This window comes from Corallococcus terminator (assembly GCF_049194865.1).
Classification (GTDB): domain Bacteria; phylum Myxococcota; class Myxococcia; order Myxococcales; family Myxococcaceae; genus Myxococcus; species Myxococcus terminator_A.
In genome coordinates this window covers 1-20,130 of record NZ_JBLZWL010000043.1, presented here as the reverse complement: position 1 = coordinate 20,130, position 20,130 = coordinate 1, and the positions used below count along the sequence as shown (strand labels likewise).

The 20,130-nt window shown below is 70.6% G+C and carries 20 protein-coding genes; 10 read left to right on the top strand and 10 right to left on the bottom strand.

Going from position 1 to position 20,130, the window contains the following annotated elements:
- Positions 1-105: 105 nt before the first annotated feature.
- A complete protein-coding gene (locus ACN469_RS14830) occupies positions 106-834 on the top strand; it encodes a response regulator transcription factor (RefSeq protein ID WP_498768348.1) in 729 nt (242 codons plus the stop codon).
- Entirely contained in the window at positions 831-2,222 is a 1,392-nt protein-coding gene (locus ACN469_RS14825; protein ID WP_498768346.1) for a sensor histidine kinase, read from the top strand. The genes ACN469_RS14830 and ACN469_RS14825 overlap by 4 nt, the downstream gene beginning before the upstream one ends.
- Before the next feature lie 23 nt (positions 2,223-2,245).
- On the opposite strand, the gene ACN469_RS14820 is transcribed toward ACN469_RS14825, so the two are convergent.
- Together ACN469_RS14820 and ACN469_RS14815 are read right to left on the bottom strand one after the other, a co-directional pair.
- Positions 2,246-2,848 (bottom strand): DUF2378 family protein, encoded by a 603-nt coding sequence (locus ACN469_RS14820; protein WP_498768344.1) that lies wholly within the window; start codon positions 2,846-2,848, stop codon positions 2,246-2,248.
- Positions 2,849-2,949: 101 nt separating this feature from the next.
- Positions 2,950-4,590: a methyl-accepting chemotaxis protein gene (locus ACN469_RS14815; protein WP_498768342.1), complete on the bottom strand. Its 1,641-nt coding sequence runs from the start codon at positions 4,588-4,590 to the stop codon at positions 2,950-2,952.
- Between the two features lie 530 nt (positions 4,591-5,120).
- On the opposite strand from ACN469_RS14815, the gene ACN469_RS14810 reads away from it, so the two are divergent.
- Positions 5,121-5,486, top strand: a complete 366-nt coding sequence (locus ACN469_RS14810) for a helix-turn-helix transcriptional regulator (protein WP_498768340.1) — start codon at positions 5,121-5,123, stop codon at positions 5,484-5,486.
- Positions 5,487-5,535: 49 nt separating this feature from the next.
- On the opposite strand, the gene ACN469_RS14805 is transcribed toward ACN469_RS14810, so the two are convergent.
- The 4 genes from ACN469_RS14805 to ACN469_RS14790 are packed head-to-tail and all read right to left on the bottom strand — an operon-like array spanning position 5,536 to position 10,470.
- The gene (locus tag ACN469_RS14805; protein ID WP_498768339.1) at positions 5,536-7,062 is read right to left on the bottom strand and encodes a response regulator; all 1,527 of its coding nucleotides are present in this window, start codon (positions 7,060-7,062) and stop codon (positions 5,536-5,538) included.
- Complete coding sequence (locus ACN469_RS14800) at positions 7,055-9,100, bottom strand: hybrid sensor histidine kinase/response regulator (RefSeq protein ID WP_498768337.1); 2,046 nt, start codon at positions 9,098-9,100, stop codon at positions 7,055-7,057. Before ACN469_RS14800 ends, ACN469_RS14805 begins: the two co-directional genes overlap by 8 nt.
- Complete coding sequence (locus tag ACN469_RS14795; RefSeq protein ID WP_498768335.1) at positions 9,097-9,801, bottom strand: hypothetical protein; 705 nt, start codon at positions 9,799-9,801, stop codon at positions 9,097-9,099. The genes ACN469_RS14800 and ACN469_RS14795 overlap by 4 nt, the downstream gene beginning before the upstream one ends.
- A gap of 9 nt (positions 9,802-9,810) precedes the next feature.
- Positions 9,811-10,470 carry a cobalamin B12-binding domain-containing protein gene (locus ACN469_RS14790; RefSeq protein WP_498768333.1) on the bottom strand — a complete coding sequence of 220 codons (660 nt, stop codon included), beginning with the start codon at positions 10,468-10,470 and terminating at the stop codon, positions 9,811-9,813.
- Between the two features lie 292 nt (positions 10,471-10,762).
- On the opposite strand from ACN469_RS14790, the gene ACN469_RS14785 reads away from it, so the two are divergent.
- The 3 genes from ACN469_RS14785 to ACN469_RS14775 are packed head-to-tail and all read left to right on the top strand — an operon-like array spanning position 10,763 to position 12,687.
- Entirely contained in the window at positions 10,763-11,248 is a 486-nt protein-coding gene (locus ACN469_RS14785) for an RNA polymerase sigma factor (protein WP_498768331.1), read from the top strand.
- Entirely contained in the window at positions 11,245-12,060 is an 816-nt protein-coding gene (locus ACN469_RS14780; RefSeq protein WP_498768329.1) for an ActD-like protein, read from the top strand. The genes ACN469_RS14785 and ACN469_RS14780 overlap by 4 nt, the downstream gene beginning before the upstream one ends.
- Before the next feature lie 6 nt (positions 12,061-12,066).
- Complete coding sequence (locus ACN469_RS14775) at positions 12,067-12,687, top strand: peptidase (RefSeq protein WP_498768327.1); 621 nt, start codon at positions 12,067-12,069, stop codon at positions 12,685-12,687.
- Positions 12,688-12,693: 6 nt separating this feature from the next.
- On the opposite strand, the gene ACN469_RS14770 is transcribed toward ACN469_RS14775, so the two are convergent.
- Positions 12,694-13,191, bottom strand: a complete 498-nt coding sequence (locus ACN469_RS14770) for a DUF6748 domain-containing protein (RefSeq protein ID WP_498768325.1) — start codon at positions 13,189-13,191, stop codon at positions 12,694-12,696.
- 256 nt (positions 13,192-13,447) lie between these two features.
- On the opposite strand from ACN469_RS14770, the gene dnaN reads away from it, so the two are divergent.
- On the top strand, positions 13,448-14,554 hold the full coding sequence (dnaN, locus tag ACN469_RS14765) for a DNA polymerase III subunit beta (protein ID WP_498768323.1): 1,107 nt from the start codon (positions 13,448-13,450) through the stop codon (positions 14,552-14,554).
- Positions 14,555-14,816: 262 nt separating this feature from the next.
- Positions 14,817-16,025: a hypothetical protein gene (locus tag ACN469_RS14760; RefSeq protein WP_498768321.1), complete on the top strand. Its 1,209-nt coding sequence runs from the start codon at positions 14,817-14,819 to the stop codon at positions 16,023-16,025.
- 63 nt (positions 16,026-16,088) lie between these two features.
- Here the strand turns inward: ACN469_RS14760 and ACN469_RS14755 are convergent, their stop codons facing one another.
- Together ACN469_RS14755 and ACN469_RS14750 are read right to left on the bottom strand one after the other, a co-directional pair.
- Entirely contained in the window at positions 16,089-17,351 is a 1,263-nt protein-coding gene (locus ACN469_RS14755; RefSeq protein WP_498768319.1) for a DUF1990 family protein, read from the bottom strand.
- Positions 17,344-18,042: a DUF1990 family protein gene (locus ACN469_RS14750; RefSeq protein ID WP_498768317.1), complete on the bottom strand. Its 699-nt coding sequence runs from the start codon at positions 18,040-18,042 to the stop codon at positions 17,344-17,346. Before ACN469_RS14750 ends, ACN469_RS14755 begins: the two co-directional genes overlap by 8 nt.
- A gap of 65 nt (positions 18,043-18,107) precedes the next feature.
- On the opposite strand from ACN469_RS14750, the gene ACN469_RS14745 reads away from it, so the two are divergent.
- The gene (locus ACN469_RS14745; protein ID WP_498768315.1) at positions 18,108-18,398 is read left to right on the top strand and encodes a hypothetical protein; all 291 of its coding nucleotides are present in this window, start codon (positions 18,108-18,110) and stop codon (positions 18,396-18,398) included.
- Positions 18,399-18,419: 21 nt separating this feature from the next.
- On the opposite strand, the gene ACN469_RS14740 is transcribed toward ACN469_RS14745, so the two are convergent.
- Complete coding sequence (locus ACN469_RS14740; protein ID WP_498768313.1) at positions 18,420-19,532, bottom strand: DNA alkylation repair protein; 1,113 nt, start codon at positions 19,530-19,532, stop codon at positions 18,420-18,422.
- Positions 19,533-19,739: 207 nt separating this feature from the next.
- Here ACN469_RS14740 and ACN469_RS14735 point away from each other — a divergent pair.
- Positions 19,740-20,130, top strand: a 391-nt coding sequence (locus ACN469_RS14735) for a PAS domain-containing protein (protein WP_498768311.1), incomplete at its 3' end; no start/stop codon positions are given.

Sequence of the window (20,130 nt, the reverse complement as noted above, 5' to 3'; positions counted from 1 at the left end):
GGAGTGTCCTTCGAGGCGCCAGACTCCTCCCTGCTTGCTCCCGGGCCACGGCTCCGCTGTTACTTTCCCGTCTGGAAGGTCCGCGGAAGCAGGAGGAGCACGCGCATGGAGCAGCTCAATCGTCCCAGCCTGGAGGAAGGCACCATCCAGGTCCTGCTCGTCGAGGATGACGAGCGACTGGCTCGGCTCACCGCCCGCTACCTCCAGGAGCATGGGGTCGTCGTCACGCTGGCCCACTCGGGCACCGACGCGCTGGTGGAGTCCAACCGCCACGTGTTCGACGTCATCCTCCTGGACTTGATGCTGCCCGGGCGGGACGGGCTGGAGGTCTGCCGGGATTTGAGGGGGCGCACCGACGTGCCCATCATCATGGTCACCGCGCGCGGCGAGGAAGCAGACCGCGTGCTCGGCCTGGAGACGGGCGCGGACGACTACCTGCCCAAGCCCTACTCGTCGCGCGAGCTGCTCGCCCGCATCCGCGCCCAGGTGCGCCGGGCGCGAGGCAAGGCGGGTCCCTCCTCGCAGCCGGTGCACGCGGGGCGACTGCTGTTGGACCCACGCAGCCTCCGCGCCACGCTGGACGGGCGGCCGCTGCAGCTCACCACGTACGAGTTCAGCCTGCTGCGCGTGCTGGCCGAGCGCGCGGGCCGCGTCCTCAGTCGGGAGCAGCTGCTGGACCTGGTGAAGGGCAGCGCGGACGAGGTGTTCGACCGCTCCGTGGACGTGCACATCTTCCGGCTCCGTCAGAAGCTGGAGGTGGACCCGCGCAACCCCCTGCTGCTGAAGACGGTGCGCGGCGCCGGCTACATGCTCGCGACGGGTGAGGAGTCGTGAGTCTTCGTCTGCAGCCTCCGGGCAGGCTGCTGCTGCGCATCTACCTGGTGGGCCTCGCCCAGCTCGTCCTGGTGGTCGCCACGCTCTACGTCGCCCGCTTCTTCATCCTGGACAAGCCGCTGAAGCACGGCTTCGCGCGCAACGCCGCGTACAACATCCGCGAGTGGGAGGAGCTGCTGGAGGACCCGGTGGCGCTCCAGGCGTCGCTGGACCGCGCCGCGCGGCTGCTCGAGGCGCGGGTGACGCTGAGAGATGCCTCCGGGCAGCTCATCGCCACCAACTCCGCTCTACCCACCCCCGCGCTGGGGCCCGTGGAGCTGGAGCAGCTGGCCGCGCGCGGTGAGCGCCTCTCGGGCGGGCCTCCGCCGCACTCGCTCACGTTGCCCATTCCCGAGGACGGGCCGGTGGAGGCCTACGCCACCATCATCACCCGTCCGCCAGAGCCGCCCCCGGGCAACACCGCGCTGGTGCTGGGGGCGGTGCTGATGTGCACGGCCATCACCTCGCTGGCCTTCGCGCGCACCCTGGCGGGTCCACTCCAGCGACTGGCGGAGGTGGCGCGCGCGCTGGGCGAAGGGAAGCTGGACACCCGCACGGGCATCCGTCGCGGTGACGAGCTGGGCCAGGTGGCCAAGGCCTTCGACGAGATGGCGGGGCGCATCACCGACCTGCTGCGCTCGCAGAAGGAGCTGCTGGCCAACGTGTCGCACGAGCTGCGCACGCCGCTGGCGCGCATCCGCGTGGCGTTGGATCTGGCGGAGGAGGGTGACGCGGCCACCGCGCGGGAGATGCTGACCGATATCACCGGGGACCTGGCCGAACTGGAGCGCCTGGTGGACGATGTGCTCACCACCGCGAAGCTGGAGCTGGCCTCGGAGGGCGCGAGCACGGGGACGCCGCACCTGCGGCCCGAGCAGGTGGAGATTCGGAGCCTCGTGGAGAAGGCGGCCTCGCGCTTCCGCTCCGCGCGTCCGGGGCGGGTGCTGGAGGTGAGCGTGGAGGGCGCCATGCCCACGCTGGAGGCGGACCCCGTGCTGCTGCGGCGCGCGCTGGACAACCTGCTCGACAACGCGGGCAAGTACTCCGAGTCGGGGACGGCCGTCCGCCTGCGCGCCCAGGCAGGGACGCCCGGGGAGCTGTCGCTGGAGGTGGCCGACGAGGGCATCGGCATCGAGCCGGAGGACCTGTCCCGCGTGGGCACGCCGTTCTTCCGCACGGACCGCAGCCGCGCGCGCCGCACGGGCGGCGTGGGCATGGGGCTCGCCCTGGCCCGGCGCATCGTCGACGCGCACGGCGGGACGCTGACGTTGGAGAGCCAGCCCGGCGTGGGCACCACGGCCCGCATCCTGTTGCCGGTGCCGCGCGTCGAGGCGCGCCTCGAGGGGTAGCTCGCTCGACGGGCCGGCCCTGACTACAGGCCGACGTGGAACGTGGTCACCGCCCGGGCCTCGTCGTGGTTCAGGAGGGTGACCCGGGCCGTGGGCGCGCCGCTGTGCTGGAACGCGAAGGTGAGCAGGCCGCGCATGAAGTGCGGCGGGTCCGCCAGCCGGCGGGGATGGTCCACGAACTCCCGCACCGGGTACAGGCTCAGCTCCCAGCCGCCGTCGTCGCCCCGGGGCGCCACCGACACGTCGAGGAAGTTGTTGATGGAGCGCAGGTTGCGCGCCATGCGCAGGAGCATCTTCTCCGGGCCCACCACCTGGGCGAAGTCCTGGAGCGCGGTGCCCATGCGCGCGTGGATGAACCGCTCCCCGAAGCGCAGGCCCAGCGCGTACTCCGCCGTCTCGCGGTCCGTGTGGGGCACGCTGCTGGCCGCCGCGAGCAACTGGATGGCCTTGGGCCACACCGCGCACGGATAGGCGGTGTACAGGGGGCGGTGCGCGAAGAGGCCCTGTCGCTCCAGCGCCTTCAGGGTGAGCGGTGTCAGGGGCGCCGCCGTCGACAGCAGCGTCTCCAGCGCGTATCCGAACACCACGGGCTCGCGCCCGGGGGCTCGCGTCAATGCCAGCGCCATGTGTCTTGCCTCCGAATGGGGGGACAAAGCCCGAGTCCCCGTGTGGAGGTGCACACTGCCCCGCTCCGCTGTCCTGGGCGTTGCGCGGGTGTGAAGAAAGATTAACGCGCGCCCGGAGTCGTGAAGCGGGCGGCCAGCTCCTGGAGCCGCGAGGCCCTGGCCCGCAGGTCCTCCACCGAGCGGGAGATCTGCTCCACGCCCGACACGGACTGGGCCGAGCGCACCGAGAGCGCCTGGATGCGCCCGGCGATGGACTCGCCCGACGCGGACTGGCGCGCGTTCTGCTCCGCCATCGTCTCCACGCGCTCGCCCAAGTCCTTCACCCCGGACAACAGCCGCGACAGCGCCTCACCCGCGGCCGAGGACAGGCCCATGCCCTCGTTCACCTTCGACGTGCCCCGGCGCATCAGCTCCGCCGCCGCCGCCGTGTCCGCCTCGTTCTTCGCGAGCAGCGCGCGCACCTGACTGGTGGCCTCGTGCGTGCGCTCCGCCAGCTTGCGCACCTCGCCCGCCACCACGGAGAAGCCCTTGCCGTGCTGCCCCGCGTGCACGGCCTCAATCGCCGTATTCACCGCCAGCATCCGCGTCTCGTCCGCCACCGCCTGGATGAGCTGGAGCATCCGCGCCGTGGCCCGGCCGGACTCCCGCAGCTGCTCCACCGTGCGCGCCGAGTGCTCCACCACGTCGACAATCTCCACCATCTTCCGCGACGCCTGGTCCACCGCCACGCCGCCCGCGCGCGCCACCTGGCCGTGTCCGGTCGCCGCCTCCGCCGCCACCCGCGCCGCCGCCGCGCCCCGTGAGACATGCAGGCTCATGTCCTGCACCGCCTCGGCCGCGCGCTGGAGCGACTCCGACTGCTCCCGCGTCGTGCGCGACAGGCCGTCCGTGGAGACGCGGATGCGCTCCGCGTCCGCCGCCGTGGCGCCCGCCGCCTCCACCAGCGCCTCCACCACCTCGCGCAGCCCCGCCACCATGCCGTTGAAGGCCTCGGTGAGCTGGCCCACCTCGTCCTCGGTCACCACCTCCACCCGCGCGGACAGGTCTCCCTTCGCCACCCGATGCGCCGCCTCCGAGAGCGCGCGCACCGGCCGCACCACCCGCCGCGACACGTACGCCCCCGCCAGCACCGCCAGCACCAGCGCGCCGCCCACCGCGATGAGGATGCGCTGCCTCACCGCCGCGACTTCCCGGTCGATGTCCTCCACGTACACGCCCGTGCCCAGCACCCAGCCCCAGGGCTCGAAGAGCTTCACGTAGCTCTCCTTCGGGATGGGCTCCGGCGAGCCCGGCCGCGTGGCCTCGTAGGCGAGCGAGCCTTCACCGCGCTGGCGCACCAGGGTGACGATGTCCACGAACACCGGCCGCCCGCGCACGTCGCGGTAGCCCTTCATGTCCTGGCCCACCATCTTCGGCAGGTGCGGGTGCATGACCAGCCGCGTGTCCAGGTCATTCACCCAGAAGTACTCCACGCTGGAGTAGCGCAGGGCCTGGAGCAGGGCCGCGGCCTGCCGTTGCGCCGCCTCCCGCGTCAGCGCGCCGGAGCGCTCCTGGGCCTCGTACTCGCGCAGGACGCCATAGGCCGTCTCCACGGCCTGCCGCAGCCCGCGCACCCGGTCCGCGTGGAGCTGCGCGCGAAGCTGCGGCAGCACGTAGCCGAGGATGGCGACGAGCAGCGGCAGGGCCACCACGCCCATCGCCACGCAGAGCTTCACCAGCAGGTTGCGCCGTCCGAGCGCCATCGCCGCCGGAGCCTAGCCCTCCCGCCTCCGGCGCGCGCGACTCCCAAGGTCGTCTGCCCCTCGATTGCCACCGGTTGTCCCAGGTCCTGCCTCCGCCTGCGTACACCGCGTGCGGCAGGGCGGGCTCATGCGCCTCCGCGGCCACCGGCGCGCGGGCTCGTGACGACAGACCTGGAGCACCCGGCGAGGTGCTCGGACCGGTGGCGTGGCGAGCTCGCGGACAGGGGATACAACCTTGGGGGGAGGCCCTCGCGGCAGGACTCTCCGGCACCGTAGGAAAATCCGCGCCCGACGTCACAGGTCGTCCGCGAAGAAGGCGGCTCCTTCTGATTTCAGGGGGTCGGGTTGACCCTGGAAGACAGGTCTTACGTCGAGGAAAAGGGGCGGGTATGGAGGTACTCCGAACCCCGAAAGTCTCCCTCTGGGGCGGTAACCCGCTGGGTGAACAACCTGAGGCTGACCCGACAAGTTCTGTCTGTCTGCCTCTATACGTCCTATGCCAGCGGCCAAACGTTTCGGGTCGGTAAGGCATGGACAAGAAACTCGCAACCACCATCGGATCGGCTGCGCGAGTCGCGCGGAACCGGCTGGAGCTCACGCAAGCTGACGTGGCCGAACGCATCGACGTGGCCACAGAGGTCTATGGGCGTCTGGAGCGCGGCGGCATGCTTCCCAGCGTGCAGACGCTGCTGAAGTTGTGTCACGAGCTGCATGTCTCAGCGGACGAGCTGCTGGGGCTCTCCTCACACGGCGCCGCGTCCTCGCGCACCAGCGAGCCGTCGTCAGCAGCACCCGAGCGACCGGAAGTCCGGCGCTTGCTTCGCAGCGTGCGTCAGCTCGAAGCCCCTCATGTGAAGTTGCTGGGGCTGGTGGCCAACGCCCTGAATCGGCGCTAGCGCGTCGCCCGCTTCAAGGGCGCCGGCCCGCGCCCAGCTCCCGCTCCACTCACAGATTCGACAGCAGGCGATCCAACTCGTCCGGCTTCACCGGCTTGACGATGTGCAGGTCGAAGCCCGCCTTGAGCGCCCTGTCGTGTCCCTCCGGTCCGCCGTAGCCCGTAATCGCGACGAGGCGGATGTCGTTGCCCACGCGCGTGCGCAGCTCCTGCGCCACCCGGTAGCCGTCCAGGCCCGGCAGGCCGATGTCCACCAGCGCCAGCTCCGGACGCTGCGTCAGCGCCAGCTCCACGCCCCGCAGGCCGTCTGGCGCCACCTCCACGTGGTGGCCCCACAGCTCCAGGAGCTCCCGCATGGCCTGACGCGCGTCCGGGTTGTCCTCCACCAGCAGGATGTGGCGTCCGGCGCGGCGACGCCGGGCGAGCGGCGTGGCCACGGGCTCCTCCATGAGGTGCAAGAGCGGCAGCCTCACCTCGAACTCGCTGCCACTGCCCGTGCCGTTGCTGCGCGCGGTGACCTGGCCGCCGTGGAGCTGCACCAACTGGCGCACCAGCGTCAGGCCAATGCCCAGGCCCCCGCGCGTGCGCTCCAGGGACGTGTCCGCCTGGGCGAACAAGTCGAAGATGCGAGGCAGCACGTCGGTGGCGATGCCGATGCCCGTGTCGCGCACCCGCACCACCGCCTGCGCGGTGCCATCCACGCCCTCGCGCTCCACGCGCAGGGAGATGTGGCCGCTGTCGGTGTACTTGGCGGCGTTGTCCAACAGGTTGGTGAAGACCTGCTCCAGCCGCGTGGCGTCCCCGTTCAGCCACAGGGGGCTGTCCGGGATGGTCACCTCCAGCTCCAGACCGCGCGCCTCGGCGATGGGGCGGATGATCTGGATGACCTGGAGCAGCACCGCGCGCAAATCCAACCGGCCGGTGCGCAGATCCACCTTGCCGCGCGTAATCCGGCTCACGTCCAGCAGGTCATCCACCAGGCGCGCCAGGTGGTGGGTCTGCCGGTGGATGATGCCGCGCATCCGCGCTTCCTTGGTGTCCTCGGTCGGCTTGCGCTCCAGGATGCCAATGGACGTCATGATGGCCGCCAGGGGGTTGCGCAGCTCGTGCGCCAGCATCGCGAGGAACTCGTCCTTGCGCCGGTCCATCTCCGCCAGCTCGTCCGCGCGCCTGCGCGCGGCCTGCTCCGCGTGCCGCAGCCGCTGAAGCGAGCGCACTGTCGCCACCAGCTCCGAGGCGTCGAAGGGCTGGGTGAGGTACGCGTCGGCGCCGGAGTCCAGGCCCCGCGCCTTCTTGTCGGAGGTGACGAAGGTGGCGGACGTGTGCATCACCGCGATGGACGCCGTGGTCGGGTTGGCGCGCAGCCGCGCGCAGACCTCGTAGCCGCTGACGTCCGGCAGCTTCACGTCCAGGACGATGACGTCCGGCCGGTGCTGCTCGGCGATGACCAGCGCGGCCATGCCGGTGGCGGCCTCCAGCACGTTGTAGCCCGCCATCTCCAGGATGCGATTGACCAGGTAGCGGTTGGCGTCGTCGTCGTTGACGTTGAGAACAGTGGCCAGTCGAGGTTCAACCACGTCTCCCCTCCTGTTGAGTGTGGGAGCCCAGGCCCGCCTTGGCCAGGGCGTCGCGAATGCGGCTGATGGCCACCTCGCGGCTGAGCGTGTGCTTGGACAGAATCGCCGACGTCTCGTTGGCCAGCCGCGCGCGCTCGTCGTCGCGCAGCTCGTGCGAGGTGTGGAGGATGACGGGAATCTCGCGCGTGCGCGGGTCCGACTTCAGCTCGTCCAACACGTCGAAGGCGGTGATGTCCGGCAGCACGAAGTCCAGGAAGATGAGCTGGGGCACCTGCTCGCGCGCCTGACGGACACCGTCGACGCCGCCCGCGGCCTCCAGCAGCGAGTAGGGCATGTCCTTGAGCAGCTGCTTGAGCAGGTAGCGGTGCACGTCGTCGTCGTCGATGATGAGGATGCGCTCCACCGGCCCGTTGCGCGCCAGCTCCTGGAGCTTGCGCTGGAGGCGGACCTCGTCCACGGGCTTGAGCCAGAACTCGTCGGCGCCCAGCGCGCGCGCCTTCTGCTCGCGGTCCGTCACCGTGACGACGAGGATGGGGATGTCCCGCGTGGTCTCGCCGTTCTTCATCTCCGCGAGGAAGCTCCAGCTCGTCTCGCCCTCCAGCATGACGTCCAGCACCATGGCGGCGGGACGCACGCGCTGGAGCACCTTGCGCGCCTCGTCCGTGCTGCGCACCGGAATCACCTGGAAGCCCGAGCGCGACAGGTACTTCTCGTAGAGGAACAGCGTCTGCCGGTCGTCCTCCAGCACCAGCACCGGCGCGCGGCCCGGCTCCAGCGTCTGGCTGCGCTCGGCCAGCCCCGCCATCTCGGAGACCTCCACGTGCACGCGGGGGATGGTGACGGTGAAGGTGGAGCCCTCGCCTGACTTGCTCTGCAGGGTGAGCGTCCCGCCCAACAGCTCCACCAACCGGCGCGCCAGCGGCAGGCCCAGGCCCGTGCCCTTCACCTTGCGCTGGATGTGGCTGTCGATCTGCGTGAACTCCTCGAAGATGAGCTCGTGGTCCTTCGGGTCGATGCCGATGCCCGTGTCGCGCACGGTGAAGGTGACGGTGTCGCGCGGACCGGGGGCCGCCGACACGGTGACGTGGCCGGACTCGGTGAACTTCACCGCGTTGGACACCAGGTTGCGCAGCACCTGGCTCAGCCGTGTCTCGTCCGTCTCCAGCTCCAGCGGCGCGTCCGGCTCCACCAGCCGCAGCTCCACGGGCGAGCCCTCGGGCACCAGCGGACGCATCATGCCGCGCAGCGAGGCGAGCAGGTCATGCACCACGAAGTGGCTGTGGCGCAGCGTGGCCTTGCCGGCCTCCACCTTGGACAAGTCCAAGAGGTCATTGACCAGCTCGAAGAGGGACTCGGCCGAGTTGCGGATGAAGGTGACCTGCTTCTCCTGCTCGCCTGACAGCGGCCCGTTGATGGGATTGAGCAGGACCTTGGACAGGCCGAGGATGGAGTGCAGCGGCGTGCGGAACTCGTGGCTGACGTTGGCGACGACGCGGTTCTTGATTTCGGCGGCGCGGTGCAGCCCCTCCGCCTTCTCGTCCAGCGCGGCGTGCAGGCTGCGCATGCCCCGGTTGGACTCGCTCAGCTCCTGATTGAGCCGCGCCAGCTCGTCCGCGCGGCGCTTGAGCTCGCGGCGCTGGCCTTCCGTCTCGCGGTGCAGCGCGGACAGCTCGCTCAGCGTGGAGCTGACCTGCTCCAGCGCGTTGCCGTAGTCCTCCGGCACCAGGCTGCCCACCAGCAGCACCCCGCCCTCATGCGGGCGCGCGCGGAAGGCGAACGTGGTGGGCACGTTGTCGCGGCAGAGGATGAGCTCCCAGCCATTCACGCGCTCGTCGCGGGCCTGCACCAGCAGCTTGTCGACCTTGTCCTCGGTGCCCTGCGCGGCCAGGGCCCGCAGCGACTTGCCGGGCTCCGCGGCGAGCACGCCCCGGGCGCGGGCATCCGCCCAGCAGAGCGTCCCCTCGGCGTCACATATCAGGACGACCTCGCGGCTCAGGTCGTCGAAGGCGGAGAGGTCGTTCATCGCGGAGCTGTTCATGAGCGGGTCTCGTCCCAGGTCACCCCGGCGGTGGCGAGCAGGGCCTGGGCCTGGGGATGCCGAGCGGCGAGGAGCGCCTTCAACATCCCGAGCACGGCGGGAAACGCCAGCAAGCCGAAGCCACGGCGCGGCCAGAAGCCCACGTACCAGCGCACGTGGTCCGCCATCAGCTCGGGCTTGCCCGCGTCCAGAGCGTCCGCGAGGTATGACAGCTGGAGTCGCAGTTCATCCTCCAATCGGGGCCGGTCCTCCGCCGTGAGGTAGAGGGCCAGACGTGAGGTGACGGCTCGGGACAACTCCGAGGCGTCATCTTGCAGCGCACGCGAGGGACCTTCCGGATAGCGCAGGGCCTCCCGGGCGGCGCGTACATGTTCGTACGGCTCGGTGCCTGGGCCCCAACCCTCGGCCTCCAACGCGGAGGCCAGCCCGGCGAAATTCAGGTCGAGGTGGAGGGTGGACATTCCCCGGGACACCAGCAAGGTGCGAAGCCAGCGCGCATACCCCTCCATGACGGAGGGTCGGTGTTCGTTCAGGGATTGCACAAGGTAGCGCACATGGAAGCGGGCATCCTCGTCGCCGAAGCGGCGGGTTCGCTCGGCGCCGTAGCGCGCCTCCCAGAAGGGGTCCTGATACATCGCCTCGACGGATGCTTGTGCGAGGGCATCGGCGCGCGCTTCAACCAGGCGGCTCGGTGTCTCCATGCGGGTTCCTCAAACTCCCAGGGTGCGGCAGGTGGCGGAGACCAGCTCGCGCGCGTCCTTGCCGTGAAAGCTCACGTCCAGTTCCTTCTCCAGCCCCGGCGCCCAGCGGAACGCGTGTCCCCCCACGGCGATGGGCAAATCGGGCAGGGCCAGGCGGGCGTGCTCCACCGCGCGGCGCAGGGCCGGCAGGTGGTAGGACATCGTCACGGAGAGCGCGAGCAGGTGGGGCTTCACCTCGCGCAGCATTCGCGCCAGGTGCTCGGGCGGCACGTTGGCTCCCAGGAAGTGCACGTCGAAGCCCGCCATCTCCAGGAAGTCGCTGGCCATGCGCGCCCCCATCTCGTGCAGCTCGCCCTCCACGCAGGACATCATGACGAGCTTGCCGTTGGGTGGATCTCTCGGGAGGTGCCGGTAGAGATGCGCGAGCGCGAGCTGGGAGATGGCGGTGGCCTGGTGCTCCTGCGCGACGGAGATGATGTTCTCCTGCCACAGCCGGCCAATCTCGTACTGCGCCTGTTGGATGACCTCCAGGTGCAACACCTGGAGCGGGACGCCCACGAGCAGCCCCTCATCCACGAGCAGGCGCAGCGCTTCTCTCCGGTGGCCCGCGAGCTGGGCGGTCAGATAGCGCGCCCGGAGGTGGGTGAGGGTGTCTTCGGCTTCAATCACGGATGTCACGAGCTCGGGGGTGAGGTCGAGTACCGGAAAGTAGTGATGGGGTCTTGTTTCGTTACAGTCGAGTACAGCGGGGCCGGGGTGTTTTCATCGACAACCCGACACTCAATGAAGGCGGAGCCGAGCGGCTGCTCCCCTGGCGGCCCTGTAGTTTTTGCAGGCAGGGCCGGCGGATGGGTTTGGCCACCGGGTGGAAGCGGGGTAGGGACGAATTCGCGAGGAGGCCGGTGACAGTTTCGCGGGGCACCGGTGTTCCCTTCACCGAAACGAGGGAGGCGCGACGCCGGTGTCAATCGATGTGGAGGCCTACTACCGCCGCTACGGCCCCCAGGTGCTCCGGCGCTGCCGCTTCCTCCTGCGTGACGAGGAGAAGGCCGTGGACGCCATGCACGACGTGTTCGTGCAGTTGCTGCGCTACCAGGAGGCGCTGAAGGACGCCGCGCCGTCCAGCCTGTTGCACCGCATCTCCACCACCGTGTGTCTCAACCGGCTGAGGGGGGCGAAGCGCAGGCCCGAGGACCGGGAGGATGAGCTGGTGTTGCAGATCGCCTCCGCGGAAGACCCCGAGTCACGCGCCAACGCCCGAGGGATGCTGGACAGGCTCTTCGGCCGCGTGCCGGCGTCCAGCCGGGATATCGCGGTGCTGCATCTGGTGGATGGGATGACGCTGGAGGAGACGGCCGCCGAGGTGGGCCTGTCCGTGTCGGGCGTGCGCAAGCGCCTGCGCGCGCTGACGTCGGCGCTGCAAGAGCTGGAGCTGGAGGCCGCATGAATTCCCCCGCACGCATCCCGGACTGGCTGCTGGAGCGAATCGCGCTGGGCGAGCTGCCGCCCGACGAGCTGGCCGCCGCGCGCGCCCGGCTGGAGCAGGAGCCCGGTGGCCTGGAGCGGCTGGCCGCGCTGGAGGCCGACTCGCGCGCCACCCTGGAGCGGCTGTCTCCCGAGCGCGTGGCCCGCGAGGTGGACACCCGCTTTCGTCGCGGCGCTCTCGCGCGCCAGGCTCCGGCTCGTTCCCCGTGGCTGACGTCGGCCATGGGCCTGGTGCCGGTGCTCGCGGCGCTCGCGCTCTTCGTCGTCGTGCAGCCCGACTCCAGCCCGGGCTCCGAGGTGACGGACTCCCCGACGGGCCCGCTCGCGGGGTGGGAGCCGGAGCCCACGCGCTCCAAGGGACTGACGCCCCGGCTGGAGGTCCACCGGCAGCGGGCCCAGGCGGACGAGCTGCTCGCCGAGGGCGCCTCCGTGGGCCCAGGCGACGTGGTGCAGCTGGCGTACGTGGCGGCGGGCCAGACTCACGGCGTCATCCTCTCCGTGGATGGACGCGGCGCGGTGACGCTGCACGCGCCGGAGCAGGGGGCCCAGGCCGCGACGCTCTCGCCCTCCGGCACGCATCGGCTCTCCGGGGCCTACGAGCTGGATGACGCACCGCGCTTCGAGCGCTTCTTCCTGGTGACGTCGGACCGGCCCTTCGCGGTGGAGCCCGTGCTGGAGGCGGCCCGGGTGCTGGCGGCCTCTCCTGAAGCGCACACCGCGTCCCTCTTCTTGGCCGAGGGCTTGACGCAGGTGTCCTTCACGCTTCAAAAGTAGGTGGTGATGAAACAATCCTGCGCCCTTCTCGCACTGTGGCTGTGGGCGGGGGCGGCGGCCGCGGAAGTCAGCGCGGTGCGCCCCCTCGCGCTGGTGGAGGGTGAAGGCGCTCTCGCCCAGGACTCGGCGGAAGCGGCCCCCGCGCCCGGCGTCCGCCGAGGACTGCGCCGCGGCAACGTCCACATGGAGCTGTGGGGAAGCGACATCCAGCTCGCCAACCTCGCGGTGAAGGTGGGTGGAGGTCCGCTCTACCTGACGCTGCTCGCGGGGCTCGCCCCCGGGGGCCGCGACGAGGCGCGCTTCAGCTTCGGCCTGGGCGTGGGTGGCCATGTGGTGCTGTCGCACCGCTTCTGGCTGGACCTGGACGTGACGGGCGGCGCGGTGCAGCCGGTGCAGAAGCCGCTGGAGGGCGACGGCGGCAACGTGCTGGGCCAGGCCCGGGTGATGCTCGGCGTTCAGGTGCTGCCGCGCCTGGCCGTGTTCGCCGGCCCCACCTACAACATGTGGTTCGTGTGGGGGCAGCCGGACTTCGCGTCGGTGACGCGCATGTCCGTGAGCCAGAGCCAGCCAAAGGCGGACCAGCGCATCCAGCACTGGCCCGGGCTCCAGCTCGGCCTGCACTTCTAGCGGCGCCTACTCCAGCTTGCTGGCGCGCAGCACGGTGGCGTCGCCCGCGGGGCCGGCCTTGGCCCGCGTCTCCAGCGAGCCGCGAAGCTTGAGCCCGCCCCCCGTCGTGCGCTGCATCAGCGACTCCATCTGCTGCTCGTTGCCGCCCGTCACCGCCGTCAGGTCCAGCTCGTGGATGGGAATCGCGTCCATGTCCGGCTTGTCCGCCAGGACGGCGTTGTAGGAGGGGCAGGGCGGGGCGATGCAGCGGATGCCGCTGTCCTTCACGATGTAGACGGCGCTCTCACCCGCCTTGGCCTCGCCGCCGTTTCCGGGCGTGGGCGGAGGCGCGACGGGGGTGCCGCTCTGGTCTCCGCTGGGGGGGGCGGCGTTCTCCGCGGCGGGCTGGGTACCGCTCGGCGTGCCGGGCTCATTGGAGGGCGTCGAGGAGGAGGCGGAGGGCTTGCTACAGCCGGCGGCGAAGCCCAGCGCGAGGGCGGCGAGCAGAAGCGGGCGGACGTTCATGGAAAGCTCCGGAAGGCGAGTAGGCCCAAGAGTGTCCATCGCCCACGGGGCAAGGGCCAGTCCCCTGTCAGCTCGGTTGACCGACGGTCAGCTGAGTGGAGGGCGTCTGAATGCCCGTGCAGTGCGACTGGGAGTCCCATGGCGGGGCTGTCGACGGTGCGGACGGGGCGTTGGCGTCGTTGACGCTCCCCATGTCACGGGCTACATCGGCCCCCTGATCGGCTCCTCGGGGCCGAGACCTTAAGGACGCCCTCCGATGGAATTCCGCATCGCCGCCGACGAGCTGAAGAAGGCCCTCTACCGCGCCCAGGGCATCGTGGAGCGCAAGACGACGATGCCCATCCTCGCCAACGTGCTCGTCAACGCGACGAAGGGCGGCATCACCGTCACCGCGTTCGATCTGGACATCGGCATCGTCTCCGAGCACCCCGCCGAGGTCATCAAGCCGGGCGCCGTCACGCTCAGCGCCAAGTACGTCTTCGACATCGTCCAGAACCTGCCCGACGCGCAGGTGACGCTGAAGAAGCTGGCCAACAACTACGTGGACATCTCCAGCGGCTCGGCCCACTTCAAGATTGTCGGCATGGCCGCCGAGGAGTACCCGAAGCTGCCCAAGGAGGAGAGCGCTCCGCTGGTGCAGGTGGGTGGCAACACGCTGCTGGAGATGATCAAGAAGACCCAGTTCGCCATCTCCAGCGACGAGACGCGCTACATCCTGAACGGCGTCTTCTTCGAGCCGCAGCCCTCCGGCAAGGTCCGCATGGTGGCCACGGACGGCCACCGGCTGTCGCTCATCGAGCGCGAGCTGGCGGGTGACTTCAAGCTCAAGAGCGGCGTCATCATCCCCCGCAAGGGCTTGATGGAGCTCAAGCGCCTGTTGGACGAGGCGCCGGACGCGGAGTGCCACCTGGGCTTCGCGGAGAACTCCGCGCTGTTCAAGAAGCCCGGCCTCACCATGGTGATGCGGCTCATCGACGGCCAGTTCCCCGAGTACCAGCGCGTCATCCCGAAGGAGGGCGAGAAGGTCGTCCTCGTGCCGAAAGTCCGCTTCCTGGAGGGGCTCAAGCGCATCGCGCTCTTGTCCGCGGACAAGAGCAACGCCGTGCGCATCGGCCTGGAGACGAACAAGCTGGTCATCACCGCGAGCAACCCGGACCTGGGCGAGGCGCGCGACGTGGTGGAGCTGGCCTACCAGGGCAACGACATCACCGTGGGCTTCAACGCGCGCTACCTCACGGACGTGCTCGCCGTCACGGACACGGACGAGGTGAGCTTCGAGCTGGGTGACGAGCACAGCCCCGGCGTGCTGCACGCGCCCGGTGACCGCACCTTCACCGCGGTCGTCATGCCCATGCGCGTGTGAGTCGGCCGGGGGCCGGGCCCCAAGCCCAAGCCCTCCCGAGTCGTCTCGAGCCCATGCGAGTCCGCGCCACGTCAGGCTGGGTCGCATGGGCTTTTCAATGCCCGGGCCCCTCGCTCAAGTGCCTCCTGGTGGACGGGAGGGCCACCGTTGGAGCGGGGTGCCTGTCGGGTGGAACAGTCATGGGCGACCCATCGTTCACTCTCGCGAAGCCGAGTGGGTCCGGGGGCCTGCCGGAAGCGGGGGCCGCTTTTATAGTGGGGTCGTGGCCACGCACCCGGACAACCTGCGCGCACGACTCGAGGACCGCGCGGACCTCCTGGAGGCCACGCGCCTGCGCTACGTGGCCCTGCGAGGGATGCTGGAGGCGTTCTTCTGGAAGGACCGCGTGCGCGCCCACTTCGAGCTCTTGCGTGAAGTGGCGCAGGTGCAGCCGGAAGTGGACGCCACGCTCGCCGCGCTGAAGCGCCGCGCCGCCGCCGAGGGCTGGCCGCGCGAGGCCGCGCCCATGAAGCTGATGGCGGAGGTGGAGCGGCTGAGGGCGGCCGTCGAGCACGTGGCGCTGAAGCGGCTGCCGGAGGCGGAGCGCTCGGTGTCGCTGGGCGAGGCGCTGCTGCGGCTGGAGGAGGTGGTGCTGGAGGCGGGGCCGCTGTTGGGTGGCCGCACCTGGGCCCGGGCCGTGGAGCTGCTGCCGCGCAACCTGCCGGAGCTGCGCGCCGCGTGCGCCGCCGCCGAGGTGTGCGAGCGCGTCTTCAAGCGCCCCACGTCCGAGGGGGTGCTGTCCTTCAGCGAGGCGGAGGCGGATGAGCTGCGCCGCGCCCTGCCCCTGGCCGACTCCGCGCTGGCTTCGCTGTGGCAACGCCTGGAGCACTTCGACACCAGCGGGAAGGTGAAGGACTTCCTGGCGCGCCGGGCCTCTCGCGTGCCGATGCACGTGCCGCGCAGCGGGCCGGAGCTGGTGCTGCACGCGGCCTTCTGGCACGGCGTGGCGCGGGCGAGGTTGCGCGCGCTGCTGGAGGACCGTCTGGCTCCCGTCCTCCCGTTGGAGCGGGAAGTCCCGGAGCTGCTGCCGTGGCTGGCCGCGCGCGAGTCGAGCGGCGCCGCCGAGACGAGGCTCGCCTCCGGTGAGGTCTTCGACGAAGGACGCGCGGGCCTGTTCGAGCTGGCCGCCGAGCTGGCCACGCTGTCACGCGAGCGTCCCGCTGGAGCCTGGAGCGAGGAGGCCGCCTGGGCGCGCTTGTGGAGCGCGGCGCAGCGGGCTCGCGACGAGAGCGGCACGGACGTGGAGCGCCTGCGCGATGCGCTGCGCCTGTTCATCATCCTGAATGGCAAGGCGCAGACGCCGGCCCGGCTGTTCTCCCCGTCGCGCGCACAGCCTCGCGCTTCGGACGACGCGGCGCCGGACATGACGCACGTGAAGGATTTGCCCGCGCTGGTGCAGGCCGCGAGGAACGCGGCCTCCCGCCCGGGTTGAGCGCGGGAGGCGAGGGGCGCGGTCTCCCGCCGTGTCGCGGGGGGAGACTCGGGACGCTCCGCTTCAGCTCGCCGTGGCCGTGTCGTCCACGAGGGGCATCAACCGCGAGGCGAGCGCCGCCAGCAGCGCGTCCTCCGCGAAGGCCGCGGCCAACGCGGGGATGTGGAGCTTCGCCGTGGCCAGCTTCCTCAGCGAGTAGAAGCCCCAGGTGGAGGCCACCGCGGCCAGGCCGCCCAGCGCCGCGGCGAGCACCACGCGCCGCCGCGTCTGGCCCGCCACCGACGAGGCCGCCGCCATGGTGCCCATGAAGATGCGGCCCGTCAGGGGCACCCACTTCACGCGCGCCGGAGTCATCGGCAGCTTGTCCGCCACCAGCTCCCCCAGCGCGAGCACCTCCAGCACCCGAGGCACCCAGGGCTTCGACAGGGCGACGGACAGCGGGTCCGTCCTCGCCTCCGGCGACTGGGCCAGCTTGCGACTCACCAGCGTGGGCGCACTCAGACTGCGCATGCCCGCGAGCACTCCCAGCCCCACGGGCGTCAACCAGTGTCCTCGTTCCACGGCGTCCACCTCCTCTTCCATGTGTGACTTCAGTCGTCCCGGCGCGCGCTGCGTGTAGAAGCTCACCGGGCCCAGCTCCTTCAGCTCATGTCCGGAGTGGTCCACCCTGCCGTGATGCGCGGGCAGGCCCGCGAACTCCGGGTGGTTCCACGTCAGCTCGTGCAGGCGCGCGTGCGTCAGCCGGTGCCAGGCGCGTTGGTAGCGCTTGCCCACGAGCGCGAAGCCCAGGCGGCTCCACGCATTGGGGAACGTCCCGGGCCGCCAGCTCGCCTCGATTTCGAAGCGCACCTCGCCGGTGTCGTGGTGCTTGCGCAAGAGGAACCACTCGCGCCCTTTCTCGATGTGTCCTTCCAGCGTCTCGAAGCTGAAGCCATACACGCTGCACGTCTCGCCAATCTCCAGCCGCGTGTCGCCCACGCGCACCGCGCACAGGAACCGCAGCCGCTCGGCCAGGGACTTCAGCTCCAGCAGCACCGTGCGCCCGTTCAGCGGCGTGTCGGCGGAGAAGTGCCAGCGGACGATGCGCGGGTCGGAGAAGTCGAAGGTCTCCAGCACGCCCCGGGCGCGCTCGAACAGGCCCGTGGGCAACGGCGGGCCCGGCTGCTCGCGTCCCAGCGTGGACACCGAGTGCACCTGCGTCCACCCCGCCTCCACCGTCATCTCTCCCGACGCAGCGGTGAAGTTGCGCGCGAGCGCACGCGCCTTCTCCAGCAGGGGCGCCAGCTCGTCGTCCGTCCAGCCGGAGAACCAGCGCCACTCAATCATCGGCTTCGTCTCCCTTCGCCAGGAAGGTGGGGCCCGACATCACGTCCCCGCCCTGGGGCTCTTCGACCAGTTCCTGCGTGTCGGCGTGGATGCCGCCCACCACGCCCTCACCGGCGGAGAGGGCCACGCGCAGGACGAACTCCGTCCAGGTGTTGGTCTGCATCGCCTCGCCCGCGGTGACGAAGCCCCAGTGGTGCATGTGCGAGCCGGAGCGCGCGCGGCTGCGGATGTGGAAGAGCACGTCTCCGTACTCGTTGCGGTACGAGCCGAAGGTGATGCGCCCCGCCTCCGGGTGGCCGGGGAGGGTGGCGAGCGTCAGGCTCTGCCGGTCCTTGTGGATGACGCGCACGCCGAACGTCCCCGCGCCGACGATGTGCACGGTGAGCAGCTCGCCCTGCTCCAGCGGCTGGCCCTCTCGGGACGTGGACTCGCGCGTGAAGACACACAGCTCGTCCGGCGCGAACTCGGAGAACCTCCGCGCCACCCAGTCGAGGATGGCGGCGGGCCGGTGGCGACAGTGCCGGATGAGGGCCCAGTAGTCGCGTTGCAGGAGCGGGCCCGCGCCCGCCTCGGGAAGCTGGAGACCTTCCGCTTCGTCGCCCGCCGTGTCCGGTGTGGTGTGGTGGTGCACCCTCTCGCCCTTCGCGTGGTTCGGTCCCACCATGATGGGGACCGCGACGCCGGGAGGCATGAGGCTTTCCCACGAGCGCGGGGGGCGAGCGGCTGAACCGCCTGGCCGCTTGGGGAGGAAGCACGATGAGCCTGGACGTCAACCCCGCGAGTGCCGCGTCGAAGCACGAGTACGAGCTGCCCCCCGTGTTACGCGCGGAGCACACGGACAGCTCGTTCACCCGCCTGCTGGAGCAGCAGGCGGCCAAGATTCCCTCTCACCTGTTCCTCTTCGTCAGCCTGTGCTCGATGGGCGTGTCGCTGAGCCTGGAGCTGATGGGCCGCCAGCAGCCGGCGCGCTTCATCGGCTCCTGGGTGTCGCCGCTCCTGGTGATGGGCGTCTACAACAAGCTGGTGAAGCTGCTCGGGCCGCGCTGAGGCGGCTCGAGTCGCTTCGCTTCACTCGACGACGTCCACCTCGCCCAGCGGCAGGTCCACGCCATTCACCCGCGCCTCGAAGCGGTGCGGGCCCGGGTAGTGGCGGCGCGTGGTGAGCTGCGCCAGCGACACGCGCTTGCCCAAGGTCTCCTCCTGGCCGGGGGCCAGCGTCAGCGCGCGCACCTTGAAGACCTTGGGCTTGGGCGCCTCGCCGCGCGCCTTGAAGAAGTGCACGGCCAGGTCCACCACGAGCGACTGGGTGCGCTTGGAGCGATTGGCCACCACGAAGCGCACGTCCACCGCGCCGCCCAGCTTCGCGCGGCGGGGAAGCTCGGTGGCGCGGGCTTCGATTCCGGTGGGCTTGCCCGCGCCCAGCACCTCCAGCGCGGCGGGCTCGCCCCGCTTGACGGCGGAGCGCAGCGCGTGGCGCACCAGCCACTCCCGCTCAGGTGTGGCGTCCTTCAGCCACGCCTTCGCCACCTTCACCAGCACGTCCGGATGGTCCTTGCCAATGTCGTTGAGGTTGTTGGCCACCGAGCGGCGCACGTACAAATCCACGTCGTCCTTGAGCAGCTCCAACAGCTCCAGCACTGGACGCGGGTCCTCCTGGAAGGCGCGCAGGCGCGAGGCCCACGGCAGGCGCGGACGCGTGCCCTCCGACACGAGCCTCCGCACATGGACGCTCTCGTCCTTCGTCCACTCGCGCAGGCGCTTCAGCGTCTTCGCCGGGTGGCGTTCGAGGAAGGGGCGGATGGAGAACTCCGCGGTGAAGCGCTGGGTGAGCGCGTGCTGCGCCCGCATGGACTCCTCGAAGTGCTCCAGGCCGTGCTCGGACACCAACATCGTGTGGGGGAGGTAGAAGAAGACCTCCATGCCCCCCACCCGGTCCGTCTCCCGGAGCGGGCCCAGCGAGCGCACCACCACCTCCACCGCCTTCGGGTAGTCGCGGGGGAGGGCCCGGTGCATGGCCTGGGAGATGTGACGCGCGCGGCCGATGAGCTCGTGCCCCTCCAATCCCTGACGGGCCTCCTTCAGGAAGGTGTCCAGGGGGAACGAAGGCTGTGCCCGGTGCAGGGTGGTGCCCAGCCGCTCCACCAGCCGGGCGTCGAAGAAGGTCTTGAGTGGCTCCGCCATGGGGCCGGACCAAAGCCTTTCGTGAAGGGGTGTACAAGCCATGTCCTACCTTTCAGCGCTGCCAGGGAAGTCTGTCTTCTGCTAATTCTGCGGGTCGTGGCGACGCGCAAGGGCCAGGGCCCTCGGGGTGGGAAGGCAGACGTCGAGGGAAGCCGAGGTTCCGGCGAGGGCCGGAGCGCGCGTGCGTCCTCGCCCGGAGCGCTCGCGTTGCGCGAGCAGCTGGCCTCCGTGACGACGGACCCGCTGGTGTTGCTGGAGGGGCTGTTCCTCCACTCGCCGGTGCCGTACGCCATCTTCGACGCGCAAGGACACTGCCGGCTGTACAACCCGGCCTACGAGGCGATGTTCGGCTCCAGGCCGCCGCCGGAGTACAGCCTCTTTCGCGACGAGCTGGTCGCGAAGATGGGCTTGGACGTGCTGTTGCGTCGGGCCTTCACGGGCGAGACGGTGCAGACGCCGGTCATCTGGTACGACGTGAAGGAGCTGCGGCACGTCGAGGTGAAGGACGCGCACCGCATCGCCATCGCCTGCACCTGCTTCCCGCTCGCGTCCTCCGGGGGCGAGGTGAGCCACATCGCCCTGGCCTACAAGGACGTTG

What these genes read in the sequence shown, in the direction of transcription:
- ACN469_RS14745 (WP_498768315.1), top strand. Translation starts at nt 18,108, where the DNA reads ATGAGCCTGGACGTCAACCCCGCGAGTGCCGCGTCGAAGCACGAGTAC.
- ACN469_RS14775 (WP_498768327.1), top strand. Translation starts at nt 12,067, where the DNA reads ATGAAACAATCCTGCGCCCTTCTCGCACTGTGGCTGTGGGCGGGGGCG.
- ACN469_RS14815 (WP_498768342.1), bottom strand. Translation starts at nt 4,590, where the DNA reads ATGGCGCTCGGACGGCGCAACCTGCTGGTGAAGCTCTGCGTGGCGATG.
- ACN469_RS14770 (WP_498768325.1), bottom strand. Translation starts at nt 13,191, where the DNA reads ATGAACGTCCGCCCGCTTCTGCTCGCCGCCCTCGCGCTGGGCTTCGCC.
- ACN469_RS14810 (WP_498768340.1), top strand. Translation starts at nt 5,121, where the DNA reads ATGGACAAGAAACTCGCAACCACCATCGGATCGGCTGCGCGAGTCGCG.
- ACN469_RS14820 (WP_498768344.1), bottom strand. Translation starts at nt 2,848, where the DNA reads ATGGCGCTGGCATTGACGCGAGCCCCCGGGCGCGAGCCCGTGGTGTTC.
- ACN469_RS14755 (WP_498768319.1), bottom strand. Translation starts at nt 17,351, where the DNA reads ATGATTGAGTGGCGCTGGTTCTCCGGCTGGACGGACGACGAGCTGGCG.
- dnaN (WP_498768323.1), top strand. Translation starts at nt 13,448, where the DNA reads ATGGAATTCCGCATCGCCGCCGACGAGCTGAAGAAGGCCCTCTACCGC.
- ACN469_RS14740 (WP_498768313.1), bottom strand. Translation starts at nt 19,532, where the DNA reads ATGGCGGAGCCACTCAAGACCTTCTTCGACGCCCGGCTGGTGGAGCGG.
- ACN469_RS14795 (WP_498768335.1), bottom strand. Translation starts at nt 9,801, where the DNA reads ATGGAGACACCGAGCCGCCTGGTTGAAGCGCGCGCCGATGCCCTCGCA.
- ACN469_RS14830 (WP_498768348.1), top strand. Translation starts at nt 106, where the DNA reads ATGGAGCAGCTCAATCGTCCCAGCCTGGAGGAAGGCACCATCCAGGTC.
- ACN469_RS14800 (WP_498768337.1), bottom strand. Translation starts at nt 9,100, where the DNA reads ATGAACAGCTCCGCGATGAACGACCTCTCCGCCTTCGACGACCTGAGC.
- ACN469_RS14780 (WP_498768329.1), top strand. Translation starts at nt 11,245, where the DNA reads ATGAATTCCCCCGCACGCATCCCGGACTGGCTGCTGGAGCGAATCGCG.
- ACN469_RS14750 (WP_498768317.1), bottom strand. Translation starts at nt 18,042, where the DNA reads ATGCCTCCCGGCGTCGCGGTCCCCATCATGGTGGGACCGAACCACGCG.